Annotated in this window: 10 protein-coding genes; 7 read left to right on the plus strand and 3 right to left on the minus strand. The window is 55.7% G+C overall.

Features of this window, described 5'->3' with window-relative positions; genetic code table 11:
- Positions 1 to 47 precede the first annotated feature (47 nt).
- The 4 genes from F3J26_RS15185 to hslO all read left to right on the plus strand — a co-directional run bounded on the left by F3J26_RS15185 (position 48) and on the right by hslO (position 4,246).
- Complete coding sequence (locus tag F3J26_RS15185; RefSeq protein ID WP_166994658.1) at positions 48 to 2,183, plus strand: intracellular growth attenuator family protein; 2,136 nt, start codon at positions 48 to 50, stop codon at positions 2,181 to 2,183.
- Positions 2,184 to 2,257: 74 nt separating this feature from the next.
- Positions 2,258 to 2,929, plus strand: coding sequence for a GMP/IMP nucleotidase (yrfG, locus tag F3J26_RS15190; protein ID WP_008457854.1), 672 nt, complete (start codon positions 2,258 to 2,260; stop codon positions 2,927 to 2,929).
- A 9-nt stretch (positions 2,930 to 2,938) separates the two neighbouring features.
- Positions 2,939 to 3,340 carry a ribosome-associated heat shock protein Hsp15 gene (hslR, locus tag F3J26_RS15195; protein WP_008457857.1) on the plus strand — a complete coding sequence of 134 codons (402 nt, stop codon included), beginning with the start codon at positions 2,939 to 2,941 and terminating at the stop codon, positions 3,338 to 3,340.
- A gap of 27 nt (positions 3,341 to 3,367) precedes the next feature.
- Positions 3,368 to 4,246 (plus strand): Hsp33 family molecular chaperone HslO, encoded by an 879-nt coding sequence (hslO, locus tag F3J26_RS15200; protein WP_008457859.1) that lies wholly within the window; start codon positions 3,368 to 3,370, stop codon positions 4,244 to 4,246.
- A gap of 35 nt (positions 4,247 to 4,281) precedes the next feature.
- On the opposite strand, the gene F3J26_RS15205 is transcribed toward hslO, so the two are convergent.
- Positions 4,282 to 6,030 carry a DUF4153 domain-containing protein gene (locus tag F3J26_RS15205; RefSeq protein ID WP_166994660.1) on the minus strand — a complete coding sequence of 583 codons (1,749 nt, stop codon included), beginning with the start codon at positions 6,028 to 6,030 and terminating at the stop codon, positions 4,282 to 4,284.
- A 325-nt stretch (positions 6,031 to 6,355) separates the two neighbouring features.
- Here F3J26_RS15205 and pckA point away from each other — a divergent pair, with 325 nt between their 5' ends.
- Positions 6,356 to 7,975 carry a phosphoenolpyruvate carboxykinase (ATP) gene (gene pckA / locus F3J26_RS15210; RefSeq protein ID WP_008457863.1) on the plus strand — a complete coding sequence of 540 codons (1,620 nt, stop codon included), beginning with the start codon at positions 6,356 to 6,358 and terminating at the stop codon, positions 7,973 to 7,975.
- 66 nt (positions 7,976 to 8,041) lie between these two features.
- On the opposite strand, the gene envZ is transcribed toward pckA, so the two are convergent.
- On the minus strand, positions 8,042 to 9,391 hold the full coding sequence (gene envZ / locus F3J26_RS15215; RefSeq protein WP_008457865.1) for a two-component system sensor histidine kinase EnvZ: 1,350 nt from the start codon (positions 9,389 to 9,391) through the stop codon (positions 8,042 to 8,044).
- A complete protein-coding gene (gene ompR, locus F3J26_RS15220) occupies positions 9,388 to 10,107 on the minus strand; it encodes an osmolarity response regulator transcription factor OmpR (RefSeq protein ID WP_006177890.1) in 720 nt (239 codons plus the stop codon). The genes envZ and ompR overlap by 4 nt, the downstream gene beginning before the upstream one ends.
- A 238-nt stretch (positions 10,108 to 10,345) precedes the next feature.
- Here ompR and greB point away from each other — a divergent pair, with 238 nt between their 5' ends.
- On the plus strand, positions 10,346 to 10,825 hold the full coding sequence (gene greB / locus F3J26_RS15225) for a transcription elongation factor GreB (RefSeq protein ID WP_008457871.1): 480 nt from the start codon (positions 10,346 to 10,348) through the stop codon (positions 10,823 to 10,825).
- A 111-nt stretch (positions 10,826 to 10,936) separates the two neighbouring features.
- Positions 10,937 to 13,273, plus strand: coding sequence for a Tex family protein (locus F3J26_RS15230; protein WP_166994662.1), 2,337 nt, complete (start codon positions 10,937 to 10,939; stop codon positions 13,271 to 13,273).
- Positions 13,274 to 13,632 lie beyond the last annotated feature (359 nt).

Raw genomic sequence — 13,632 nt, forward strand, 5'->3', positions numbered from 1 at the left:
TCTTTTGCCGAGTTTGATGAAAAAGACGATTGTTTGATGGGGAAAGCATGAGCACCTTATTATTTCTGTTAGCTGCTATGCTGGCCTGCGCACTGATTGCCGGATGGCTGATTTGGCGAAGCCTGAAGCTACGTGCCCAGGTTTCGCACGATCGTTCCTTCTCCGGTGCCACCACGCGCAAACTAACCCCAGAAGAGCGCGTTGCCGTCGAAAATTACCTCGAGCGTTATTCCCGTTCCCAGGAGCTGATTGGCCCCTCCGGCGCGAGCAATCCACTGCCAAGACTAACGCTCACCGCGCAAAGCAGTACAGTTTTCTCCCTGACCCGGTCGATCACTCGCTACGGCCTCTCTGCCGATGACGCCAATAAATGGCGTTATTACCTTGATTCTGTTGAAGTTCACCTCCCGCCGCTCTGGGAGCAGTACATCACCAACGATAACGACGTAGAGCTGATTCGGACGAGCAGCATCCCGCTGGTGATTTCGCTCAATGGCAATACGCTGCAAAACGATACGCTGGATGTGCAGCAGTACGCCCTGGAAGGCTATTCAGGCAATCAGGCCTCCATTCGCGGCGAAGAAAGCGAGCAAATCGAGCTGCTAAACATTCGCCAGGAAACTCAGGAAGAGTATTCCCTGAGCCGCCCCGACGGCGTGCGCGAAGCCGCGCTTATTTGCATCGCTTTTATCATGCTGTTCCTGAGTCTCGTGACGCCGTCGGTGTTCCTGCCCTGGTTAATTGGCGGCGCCGTCCTGCTGATTGCCGCTGGTTTGTGGGGCCTGTTTGCCCCGCCGGCGAAAACGGCATTTCGCGAGATCCACTGCCTGCGCGGCACACCCAAACGCTGGGGGCTGTTCGGCGAGTCTGACCAGGAACAGATGAACAACATCTCCCTGGGCATTATCGATCTGGTGTATCCGCCCCACTGGCAGCCTTTTGTGGCTCAGGATCTGGGGCAGAAAACCGATATTGATATCTATCTTGACCGCCATGTGGTGCGTCAGGGACGTTTCCTTTCACTCCATGATGAAGTGCGTAACTTCCCGCTACAGCACTGGGTGCGTAACCTGCTGGTTGCCGCCGGCGCGCTGCTGGTCCTGCTGATGATGACTATTTGGGTGCCGCTGGAAATGCCTATCAAGCTTAGCGCCTCATGGTTGAAGGGCGCTCAGTCCATCGAAGCCACCAGCGTTGAGGAACTCGCCAAATACAAGCTGCAGGTAGGCGATACGCTGAGAGTGAATGGCACGGGGATGTGTAATATTCAAACGCCAGGCGGTTATCGCTCGCGGCAAAACTTCCCATTCACCCCCTTCGACTGCTCGCAGATCATCTGGAATACCGCCCGCCCTCTGCCCTTGCCGGAGTCCGACATCATGGACAAAGCGGTTGCTCTGACCAAAGCCGTCAGCGGGCAAATTCATCCTCAGGGTGGAGAAGGTGACAGCAAAGTTAACCCACAGCTCGCGGACGCCATTCAGAAATCAGGCATGGTCCTGCTGGATGATTTTGCCGGGATTGTGAAAAAAACCCAGGCGCTGTGTACCGCAGAAGAAGAGTGCGTCCGTCTGAAGAATGCGCTAGTAAACCTGGGCAACACTAAAGACTGGGATTCCCTGATCAAGCGCGCGGATTCAGGAAAACTGACCGGGGTGAATGTCCTTCTACGGCCAGTTAGCGCCGAGTCGCTGGATAACCTGGTGGCCACCTCAACCGCACCTTTCTTTATTCGTGAAACCGCCCGCGCCGCACAGGCATTAAATAGCCCTGCTCCTGGCGGGTACATCATCATCAACGACGAAGGTGGTGATTTCGTGGACCAGCCGCTGCCGCCAATGTCGCTGTATGACTTCCCGGCCCAGGAACAATGGACCGAATTCCAGCGACTGGCGGAAATGCTGCTGCACACGCCGTTCCACGCCGAAGGGATCATTACCGGCATCTACACGGATGCCAACGGCACACAGCACGTCACCCTGCATCGGATCTCAGACACTCATAGCCTCTGGAGCTACATCGGCATTTCTCTGATGCTGATTGCGATGTTGGCCTGCGCCGCGATAAACGGCGTTCTGGCGGTGACTCGCTATCGCCGTGCCAGTACGCGACTGGCTGAAATTCAGCGCTATTATGATAGCTGTCTCAACCCCACACTGACTCCGCCTGCGCCGCTGAAGTAGCCGCTACGGGTAAACTTTGCGTACCGGGTTGTGCTACCCTGGTACGCTATTTTCCCTCAATCGAGACTAAAGCTATGTCTGGTGCTATTGCCTGGCAGGACGTGGACACCCTGCTGCTGGATATGGACGGGACCCTGTTGGACCTGGCCTTTGATAACCATTTCTGGAAAAAGCTGGTGCCGGAAACCCTTAGCCTTCAGCGCGGCATTCCGTTGCAGGATGCGTATGAATTAATTTCCCGCGAATACCACGCCGTGCAGCATACGCTAAACTGGTACTGTCTCGACTACTGGAGCGAACGCCTCGGGCTGGATATCTGTGGCATGACCACCGAACAGGGGCCAAAGGCCGCGCTGCGTGAAGATACCGTGCCGTTTCTTGAAGCGGCGAAAGCCAGCGGCAAGCGCCGCATTCTGCTCACCAATGCGCACCCGCATAACCTGGCGGTGAAGCTTGAGCACACGGGTTTGAACCAGCACCTTGATTTATTACTTTCCACCCACACATTTGGTTATCCGAAAGAAGATCAGCGTTTATGGCAGGCGGTGGCCGGGCATACCGGATTCGATGCGGCCCGAACCGTCTTTATCGACGACAGCGAAGCGATTCTTGATGCAGCCGCAACGTTTGGGATTCGCTACTGCTTTGGTGTCCTCAACCCGGACTCAGGTGAAGCGGAAAAAACGTTTGAGCGCCACCCAGGCCTGAGCGATTACCGTAGCCTGATCCCGTCGCTTTCCGCTTAAGGAGGCGCAATGAAAGAAAAAACCGCCGAGGGCGTACGCCTGGATAAATGGCTGTGGGCCGCACGCTTTTACAAAACCCGTGCGGTGGCGCGGGAAATGGTTGAAGGCGGGAAAGTGCACTACAACGGCCAACGCAGCAAGCCGAGTAAACTGGTTGAGCTTCATGCGGTACTCACGCTGCGCCAGGGAAACGACGAGCGCACCGTAACCGTCCTGGGTATTACCGAACAGCGCAGGCCAGCCGCAGAAGCCTCTCAGCTTTATGAAGAGACGGCGGAAAGCATCGCCAAACGGGAAAAAGTGGCGCTGGCGCGCAAAATGAACGCGCTGACCATGCCGCATCCCGATCGCCGCCCGGATAAAAAAGAGCGGCGAGATTTGATGAAATTTAAACACGGTGGCGAAGCGTAAATTCGCCGACCAGTAAGAGAGATGACGATGACTCAACACGACCAACTACACCGCTATCTGTTTGAAAACCACGCCGTGCGCGGCGAGCTGGTGACGGTTTCCGAAACCTGGCAGCAGATCATGGAAAACCATGATTACCCGCAGCCGGTCAAAAAAATTCTGGGCGAACTGCTGGTCGCCACCAGCCTGCTGACCGCCACGCTGAAGTTTGACGGAGATATCACCGTTCAGCTTCAGGGCGATGGCCCGATGACGCTGGCCGTGATTAACGGCAACAACAAACAGCAAATGCGCGGCGTAGCGCGTGTACAGGGTGATATCCCGGCGGATGCTGCATTAAAAGATCTGGTGGGTAACGGTTATCTGGTGATCACCATCTCCCCAAGCGAAGGCGAGCGCTATCAGGGCGTGGTCGGTCTGGAAGGGGATACGCTGGCCGCCTGCCTGGAAGATTATTTCATGCGTTCCGAGCAGCTGCCAACTCGTCTGTTTATTCGTACCGGTGAAGTAGACGGTAAAGCGGCGGCGGGCGGTATGTTGCTGCAGGTTCTGCCAGCGCAAAACGCGGAAACCGACGACTTCAACCACCTCGCGACGCTGACCGAAACCATCAAGGCCGAAGAGCTGCTGACGCTACCAGCGAACGATGTGCTATGGCGCCTGTATCACGAAGAAGAAGTCACGCTGTACGATCCTCAGGACGTAGAGTTCAAATGCACCTGCTCACGCGAGCGCTGTGCTGACGCGCTGCGCACGCTGCCGGATGAAGAGGTCGACAGTATTCTGGCCGAAGATGGCGAAATCGACATGAACTGTGATTACTGTGGCAGCCGCTATGTGTTTGACTCCATGGACATCACGGCGATCCGCAACAATGCCTCTCCGGCGGATCCGCAGGTTCACTAAGTTTGCAAAACGCCTCCGATTGGAGGCGTTTTTTTTCAGCGGTAATAGTCGATTTTAACCCGCTGCCCCTGCACCATCACGTCCTGCCAGACCTTCGGCGCCGCCGTCAGTTTTCCTTCAGAAGCGGCCTGCTTCAGCGCTGACATCATCTGGTTTTTATCCAGATCCCGGGCCTGACCGATATCCTTCCAGTTCCCGTCTATCTTGCCGTACACTTTGCAGTAGCTCATTTCCGGCTGGCACAGCAGCCATTCATCCTGCCCGTCGCCGTTCAAATCCATCCCAACCAGCAGACACTTATCCTCGTCATCCAGACACTCGCGAGCCTGGTAACTTTCATCTTTTACCATGGCCTGCCACCACGCGTTTTCCGGCACGCGATTTTTATCCGCCAGCACGATACGCTGACGCAGAGATTCAACCGTCAGCTTCACCACCGCCACACCGCCCGTTTTGCCATTGCTCAACAGCATCGCCAATTGCCTTCTGCGATCGGGACTGGCGACAAACACCGGGTCTTTTTGCAGCTCGCTGAGCGCATCGTAGCCCCGCCGCCCGGCGTATTGCAGCATGGTCATACTCACCTTCTCGGGCTTCAGGACGCCGCTGTGGTAACGCGCCATTTGGTTATTAACGCTGATCCGGTAAGGGTCCAGAAGCGGGGAATTCACCGCGACCAGCAAGGCCAGCGCCAGCAAAAGCACCGCGCGGTTAATCCCTCCCGGCTGTAGAACAGTCTCCCGACGCTGGCGAACGAGCGTGACGACATAGCCAAAGGCCCACACCAATACGGTGAAGGTTATCAGCGCCGCATATACCCTCGTCGGCGTCCAGCCGTATGACGAAACGCGCAACCACAGCGCATAGCTTGCCAGCAAGGCATAAACCGGCGACAGCAATAACGTCAGCTTTATCGCACCATCAAGCAGAGCAGGATAAGGTCGGGTTTCTCTTTCCGGATGATAAGCCACTGCGGCAGTGCCCATCACCATCAGCGTCAGCGTGTTGAGCAGCGCATTACAGGAGAAGTGCAGTGAAATCGACCCCAGGCCAACCACCGGCAGCGTCGCCAAAAACATAAGAGAAATCAGCGACAGCAGCGGTAAAAGCCCCGTGGCAAAAACGCTGAAGAAATGTTTTACCGCGTTAATAGCCCGAACCTGGTCACGGCAAAGCGTGACCGCCAGCGCCGCTGCCGTACAGGTAGCAATCCAGGCAAACGCCGACGAACTGAAAAACAGGCGATCAAAGAAGGCGATATCCACCAGCTTAAATAACCCGGCCCAAAGCGCCAGCACGCCCCAGAAAAAGAGCACCAGCAGCCCGGTCAGCAGCAGAGTAATACCGTTCCGCCAGAGCTGGCCGTAGAATACCTGCCAGCCTCCCCAACCGCGATTCGAGTGCAGCCGCCCCTGCAGCCAGGGCAAGGTCAGAAACAGCATCACCGCCAGCGAACAGAGATACCCCAGCACAATATCGTGCCGACTCCAGCTTTCCAGCCCCTGGGTCGTCCAGTTCACCCAGCCGCTCATCAACGCCACAATCGGCAAGGGGAGCAACGCCAGGCCCCAAAATCGCAGGCCATTGAAACGCACTGTGATAAGCGCCAGCGTCGCCGCTAGCACTACGGACAGGGAGCGCAAATACAGGGCTTGATTATCCCCTCGCAGCCAGATGCTACTCACCCTGTCTCCTTCGGTGAGGTACAGCACCACGCCTAAAAGAAACCCCACCAGCAAAATCCCCCAGCGGGTCGCCTTAGGCAACGGTTCAGACATGAACATAGTTGTCATCCCTTATTAGCTCATTTTTGACTTAGTGTAACGACCTGCTGCGACTTGCAAATGACGCTCTTGTTTCATTGCGTTGCGCATGAGAGCGCGTTCATTCACAAAGTTCTTCGTTATTATCCTAATTATTAACATATCTGCCATATTTTCCCCGAAAGCCAGCGAATTCCTGCCATACTCTGCCCCCGTTGCGGCATCCCCTGTGCATTTCCCCTGTTAAATTTAAGCAGGCGCGTAAATTTATGATAGTGGTCGCGGTTAACACCCCCTAAACAACCCTACAATATTCGGCAGTATAAATTGGCTAAGGAGCAGTGAAATGCGAGTTAAAGGCATAACCCCGCAAGATCTCAAGGCTTATGGCATTCATGACGTCAGCGAAGTCGTCTATAACCCCGATTACGACACCCTTTACCGCGAAGAACTCGACCCTAACCTGCAGGGTTTTGAGCGCGGTGTGGTCACTAACTTAGGCGCCGTCTCCGTAGATACCGGGATCTTTACCGGCCGCTCTCCAAAAGATAAATACATCGTCCGCGATGACACCACCCGCGACACTTTATGGTGGGCCGACAACGGTAAAGGCAAAAACGATAACAAACCGCTTTCCGAAGAAACCTGGCACCAGCTCAAAGGGCTCGTCACTCATCAACTGTCGGGCAAGCGCCTGTTTATTATTGACGCTTTCTGCGGGGCCAATGCCGATACCCGCCTGTCAGTGCGTTTTATCACCGAGGTTGCCTGGCAGGCACACTTCGTGAAAAACATGTTTATTCGCCCAACGGACGAAGAGCTGGCAACGTTTGAGCCCGATTTTGTGGTGATGAATGGGGCTAAATGTACCAATCCAAACTGGAAAGAACAGGGCCTGAACTCCGAAAACTTTGTGGCGTTTAACCTGACTGAACGCATGCAGCTTATCGGCGGCACCTGGTACGGTGGCGAGATGAAGAAAGGGATGTTCTCTATCATGAACTACCTGCTGCCGCTGAAGGGCATCGCCTCCATGCACTGCTCGGCAAACGTCGGTGAAAAAGGGGATGTGGCGGTGTTCTTCGGCCTGTCCGGCACCGGTAAAACGACGCTTTCTACCGACCCGAAACGCCGCCTGATTGGCGACGATGAGCACGGCTGGGACGACGACGGTGTGTTTAACTTTGAAGGCGGCTGTTACGCGAAAACCATTCGTCTGTCAGAAGAAGCTGAGCCGGATATCTATCACGCGATTCGCCGCGATGCGCTGCTGGAAAACGTGACCGTCCGTGCCGACGGCACAATCGACTTCGACGATGCGTCCAAAACGGAAAACACCCGCGTTTCTTACCCGATTTATCACATCGACAACATCGTTAAGCCGGTGTCGAAAGCGGGTCACGCTACTAAAGTCATCTTCCTGACTGCGGATGCCTTCGGCGTACTGCCACCGGTTTCCCGCCTCACCGCGAACCAGACTCAGTACCACTTCCTGTCCGGTTTTACCGCCAAACTGGCGGGTACCGAACGCGGCGTGACGGAGCCAACGCCAACCTTCTCCGCCTGCTTCGGCGCGGCGTTCCTGTCGCTGCACCCAACGCAGTATGCTGAAGTGCTGGTGAAACGCATGCAGGCATCCGGTGCCCAGGCGTACCTGGTGAATACCGGCTGGAACGGTACCGGCAAACGCATTTCGATCAAAGACACCCGCGCGATCATCGACGCTATTCTCGACGGCTCGCTGGACGACGCAGAAACCTTTACGCTGCCGATGTTTAACCTCGCCATTCCAACCTCGCTCGCGGGCGTTGATACCCAAATTCTGGACCCGCGTAATACCTACGCATCCCCGGAGCAGTGGCAGGAAAAAGCAGAGCAACTGGCGAAGCTGTTTGTCGAAAACTTCGAGAAATACACCGATACTCCTGCCGGTGCGGCCCTGGTCGAAGCCGGTCCGAAGCTGTAAATCTGAAGCATTAGACGAAAAAAAACGAACCCTTCGGGGTTCGTTTTTTATTGGGCCACAGGCCAGCTAGCTTTCCCGATGAGTCACCACCCGGGTTATCGGCAGCGGGAGATAAGCCCTGATTCGCAGCCCTCCCCGCTCGCTCTTCCCGAGATCCAACATCCCGTTATGGTTGTCGATGATGCGCTGCACGATGGCTAAACCCAGCCCTGTGCCGCTGGTACTGCGGGCGCTATCGCCGCGAACAAACGGCTGGAACAGATGCTGAAGCTGGTCTGGCTCAATGCCTGGGCCATCATCTTCCACCTGGAACCAGGCGCGGTTTAATTCGCTGCCGCTGCTGACTTTGATCCAGCCATTGCCGTAGCGCGCCGCGTTCACCACCATATTCGCCACCGCGCGCTTGATAGACAGCGGATGGATATTCAGGCGGATTTCGCCGGCCTGCAGATCGGTATCGATTTCACGCTCGTAACCGCTTTCTGCCGCAATAACTTCCCCGAGCACGCCGTTGAGATCCGCCATCTCCAGCGGCATCTCCTGCCCGGTGCGCAGGTAGTCGATAAACTGTTCGATAATCGCATTACACTCTTCGATATCTTTGTTAATCGACTCGGCCAGATAGCCATCCTCCTGCCCCATCATTTCAGTCGCCAGGCGGATACGCGTCAGCGGCGTGCGCAGATCATGGCTAACGCCCGCCATCAGCAGCGTGCGGTCATCGGCCAACTGTTTAACGCCCGCGGCCATATGGTTAAACGCCCGCGTTACAGACCGCACTTCCGAAGCGCCATATTCGCGCAAAGGAGGAGGAATAATCCCTTTACCGACCTGCAGCGCAGCGTGCTCCAGGTCGACCAGCGGTCGGTTCTGTATTCGAATAAACAGCCATGCGCCGCCTATCGCCAACAGCATGATCGCCAGCGTGTAGCGGAACAGCGGGGAGAAATCGCCCTGATGGATTTCGGTCAGCGGAACGCGGACCCAGATATTCGGCGACAGCCAGGTCTTCAGCCAGACAACCGGGGAGCTTTTGTTCACCTCAACGCGCACTTCGGTCGGGCCGCCAAGCTGCTGCGCCATTTGCTGGCTCAGAAACTCGTAGTGCTGCGCCCAGCGCAGGCCAGCGTCTTCCGCCGCCTCGTTGGAGTAAAGTGAAATGCCCAGCTCGCGGTAAATCTCACGACGAAACGCAGGCGGCACCACAAGTTGGGTGCCGTCTTCAAGCTGCAGTTTGTCGGTCATTAGCATTCTGACTTCGTACGCCAGCACCTTATTAAACTGCTGCAGGCTCGGCAAAATCGCGAAGTTCAGAACGACAAGATAAGTCGTCACCAGGCTGACAAACAGCAAGGTGACGATCAGCAACAGCGTACGGGCAAACGAGCTTCTGGGGGAGAAGCGAACTCGCCTCATGCCTTAGCGCCGTCCGGGACAAAGACGTAGCCAAGACCCCAAACGGTCTGGATATAACGCGGATGCGCCGGGTCCTCTTCCACCATGCGGCGCAGGCGGGAGATTTGCACGTCAATGGAACGCTCCATCGCGGAGTATTCGCGGCCACGGGCCAGGTTCATCAGTTTGTCGCGGGAAAGCGGCTCGCGCGGGTGGCTGACCAGCGCTTTCAGCACCGCAAACTCACCGCTGGTCAGCGGCATTGGCTCGTCTTCGCGAAACATTTCACGAGTGCCTAGATTCAGCTTGAACTTACCGAAAGCGATAACTGCTTCTTCCTGAGAAGGCGCACCCGGCAGTTCGTTCGCCTGACGGCGCAGGACCGCGCGAATACGGGCCAGCAGTTCACGCGGGTTAAACGGCTTAGGAATATAGTCATCAGCGCCGATTTCCAGGCCGACGATACGGTCAACTTCTTCACCTTTCGCGGTCACCATGATGATCGGCATTGGGTTACTCTGACTGCGCAGACGGCGGCAGATAGAAAGACCATCCTCGCCCGGCAGCATGAGATCCAGCACCATCAGGTGGAAGGATTCACGGGTCAGCAGGCGATCCATTTGTTCGGCGTTAGCGACGCTGCGAACCTGGAAGCCCTGCTCGGTGAGATAACGCTCTAACAGCGCGCGCAGACGCATGTCGTCATCGACCACCAGAATTTTATAGTTCTCTTGCATCGTTTGTACTCCCAAAGGCTCGAACAGTTGAGTGTGTATTCTTAAAAAACTGCGCTAATACAACCAGTCAATTCTGGTATACATTCTAGTCGAAATTGTTACAAAGCATATTAAACAGTCGGTTATCAACGTTTTAAATCAAAATTTGGTGACTTGCTTCCCAAAATGCGCCGGTTGCATTCCTTATTGAGCATCGGTTTAAATCACACTCTGATTTTACAGGCTGTAGGGCAGAAAGATGAAAACGCCGTTAATCACCCGTGAAGGCTACGAAAAGCTCAAAAAAGAGCTGGATTATCTGTGGCGTGAAGAGCGCCCCGAAGTGACCAAAAAAGTGACCTGGGCCGCCAGCCTCGGCGATCGCAGCGAAAACGCCGACTATCAGTACAACAAAAAACGCCTGCGTGAAATTGACCGCCGGGTTCGCTACATCACCAAATCTCTGGAGCGCCTGAAAATCGTCGATTACTCACCGCAGCAGGAAGGCAAAGTCTTCTTCGGCGCGTGGGTCGAAATTGAAAACGACGACGGCGACATGCTGCGTTTTCGCATCGTCGGTTACGACGAGATTTTTGGCCGCAAGGACTACATTTCTATTGATTCGCCGATGGCGCGCGCGCTGCTCAAAAAAGAAGTGGGCGATTTAGCCGTGGTGCAAACGCCGGCGGGAGAAGCGCAGTGGTACGTCAATGAAATTGAGTACCCTAAACCCGAGTAATGTGCACAGAACTGTCTGAAACCCAATATCCGTGGGTCGTCGGCTGGCATTTTCGCGCCCCGATCCGTATAACTGTTTGCTGAATTTTCCGTACTACACAGATGAAAAGCCATGATGAATGATTCGCTTTGCCGCATTATTGCGGGTGAGCTTCAGGCCAGAAACGAACAGGTGGAAGCCGCCGTTCGCCTGCTGGATGAAGGGAATACCGTGCCGTTTATTGCACGTTATCGTAAGGAAGTCACCGGCGGTCTGGATGACACGCAACTGCGTCAACTGGAGACTCGTCTTAGCTACCTGCGGGAGTTGGAAGAGCGCCGTCAGTCCATCCTCAAGTCTATTGCCGAGCAGGGTAAACTGAGCGACGAACTTGCCGGTGCCATCAACGGCACGCTGAGCAAAACCGAACTCGAAGACCTTTACCTGCCGTATAAACCCAAGCGCCGTACCCGCGGGCAAATCGCCATCGAAGCCGGCCTTGAGCCGCTGGCGGATTTGCTGTGGAACGAACCTTCACACGACCCGCAGCAGGAAGCCGCTCGCTTTGTGGATGCCGACAAAGGCGTCACCGACACCAAAGCCGCGCTGGACGGCGCACGCTACATCCTGATGGAACGCTTCGCCGAAGATGCCGCTCTGCTGGCAAAAGTGCGCGACTATTTGTGGAAAAATGCGCATCTGGTTTCCGCCGTGGTAAGCGGTAAAGAGGAAGAAGGCGCGAAATTCCGCGACTACTTCGCCCACCACGAAGCCATTGCCACCGTTCCCTCTCACCGCGCGCTGGCGATGTTCCGCGGGCGTAACGAAGGTATTTTACAGCTGTCGCTGAATGCCGACCCGCAGTTTGATGAGCCGCCGCGCGAGAGCTACTGCGAGCAGTTGATCATCTCTCACCTGAATCTGCGCCTGAACAATGCCCCGGCCGACGGCTGGCGTAAGGCCGTGGTGAGCTGGACCTGGCGCATCAAGGTGTTAATGCACCTTGAAACCGAGCTGATGGGCACCGTGCGCGAACGCGCCGAAGATGAAGCCATCAACGTTTTCGCCCGCAACCTTCACGATCTGCTGATGGCGGCCCCGGCTGGCCTGCGCGCCACCATGGGCCTCGATCCGGGCCTGCGTACCGGCGTAAAAGTCGCGGTGGTTGACGCCACCGGCAAGCTGGTAGCGACCGATACTATTTATCCGCATACCGGTCAGGCTGCGAAAGCCGCCGTGGCCGTTGCTGCCCTTTGTGAAAAACATAACGTCGAGCTGGTCGCTATCGGCAACGGTACCGCATCCCGTGAAACCGAGCGCTTCTTCCTGGATGTGCAAAAACAGTTCCCGAAAGTCACCGCCCAGAAGGTGATCGTCAGCGAGGCCGGCGCTTCCGTTTACTCAGCTTCCGAGCTGGCGGCGCTGGAATTCCCGGATCTGGACGTGTCTATTCGCGGCGCGGTCTCGATTGCCCGCCGTCTGCAGGATCCGCTGGCCGAGCTGGTGAAAATCGACCCGAAATCTATCGGTGTGGGCCAGTACCAGCACGATGTCAGCCAGACTCAGCTGGCGAAAAAACTGGATGCGGTCGTCGAAGACTGCGTGAACGCCGTTGGCGTGGATCTGAACACCGCTTCCGTGCCGCTGCTGACCCGCGTGGCTGGCCTGACCCGCATGATGGCGCAGAACATCGTCAACTGGCGTGACGAAAATGGCCGCTTCCAGAACCGCCAGCAGTTGCTAAAAGTCAGCCGCCTGGGGCCAAAAGCTTTTGAGCAGTGTGCGGGCTTCCTGCGCATCAACCACGGCGATAACCCGCTGGATGCCTCTACCGTACACCCGGAAGCCTATCCGGTGGTCGAACGTATTCTGGCCGCCACTCAACAGGCGCTGCAGGACCTGATGGGCAACAGCAGCGAATTACGCGATCTGAAGGCCAGCCAGTTTACCGATGAGCGTTTCGGTGTCCCTACCGTGACGGACATTATTAAAGAACTGGAAAAACCGGGCCGTGACCCGCGCCCTGAGTTTAAGACCGCACAGTTTGCCGAAGGCGTGGAAACCATGAACGACCTGACGCCGGGCATGGTGCTGGAAGGCGCGGTGACGAACGTCACCAACTTCGGCGCATTTGTCGACATCGGTGTACATCAGGACGGCCTGGTGCATATTTCGTCCCTGTCGGACAAATTCATCGACGATCCGCACAAAGTGGTGAAAGCGGGCGATATCGTTAAAGTTAAAGTCCTGGAAGTGGACCTGCAGCGGAAACGCATCGCCCTGACCATGCGCCTTGATGAACAGCCTGGCGAAGGTGGCAGCCGTCGCGGTAATGGGGGTGGCAACGCACCTCGCGAGCAAAAAGGCAGGCCAACAGCACAACAAAAACCGCGCGGGCGTGAAAACGCCGCCGGTGGGAATAGCGCGATGATGGATGCGCTGGCCGCTGCGATGGGCAAGAAGCGTTAATTGTCTGACCTCTCCCTTCGGGGAGAGGTCTTATTTTTTCCATCGCCGACAAAAAGCAGAAAAATAACGTACTCTTGATCTAAATCAATTTTCAATATCTACCCCGCCATGAAACCAGCAATTATCATCCCTGTAACATCGGCAATAACGAAATAACATTCATCGTTCACCAAAGAGAAGCCATTACTCTATTTTTCATGCAATTAAGAAACCACTTTCTTCCGCTCGTTAAAAACAACCCCACTAAATCAGCCAGAAAAATACCTATTTTGGTTAAATTCACTCAGAAAAATAAATATTGTCGACAGTAACCATTCTCATTATCATTGCATTGAACGATATTTCTTCTCTTTCTTCCG

This window comes from Enterobacter sp. Ap-867, assembly GCF_011752855.1.
Classification (GTDB): domain Bacteria; phylum Pseudomonadota; class Gammaproteobacteria; order Enterobacterales; family Enterobacteriaceae; genus Cedecea.

What these genes read in the sequence shown, in the direction of transcription:
- F3J26_RS15185 (WP_166994658.1), top strand. Translation starts at nt 48, where the DNA reads ATGAGCACCTTATTATTTCTGTTAGCTGCTATGCTGGCCTGCGCACTG.
- yrfG (WP_008457854.1), top strand. Translation starts at nt 2,258, where the DNA reads ATGTCTGGTGCTATTGCCTGGCAGGACGTGGACACCCTGCTGCTGGAT.
- hslR (WP_008457857.1), top strand. Translation starts at nt 2,939, where the DNA reads ATGAAAGAAAAAACCGCCGAGGGCGTACGCCTGGATAAATGGCTGTGG.
- hslO (WP_008457859.1), top strand. Translation starts at nt 3,368, where the DNA reads ATGACTCAACACGACCAACTACACCGCTATCTGTTTGAAAACCACGCC.
- F3J26_RS15205 (WP_166994660.1), bottom strand. Translation starts at nt 6,030, where the DNA reads ATGTTCATGTCTGAACCGTTGCCTAAGGCGACCCGCTGGGGGATTTTG.
- pckA (WP_008457863.1), top strand. Translation starts at nt 6,356, where the DNA reads ATGCGAGTTAAAGGCATAACCCCGCAAGATCTCAAGGCTTATGGCATT.
- envZ (WP_008457865.1), bottom strand. Translation starts at nt 9,391, where the DNA reads ATGAGGCGAGTTCGCTTCTCCCCCAGAAGCTCGTTTGCCCGTACGCTG.
- ompR (WP_006177890.1), bottom strand. Translation starts at nt 10,107, where the DNA reads ATGCAAGAGAACTATAAAATTCTGGTGGTCGATGACGACATGCGTCTG.
- greB (WP_008457871.1), top strand. Translation starts at nt 10,346, where the DNA reads ATGAAAACGCCGTTAATCACCCGTGAAGGCTACGAAAAGCTCAAAAAA.
- F3J26_RS15230 (WP_166994662.1), top strand. Translation starts at nt 10,937, where the DNA reads ATGATGAATGATTCGCTTTGCCGCATTATTGCGGGTGAGCTTCAGGCC.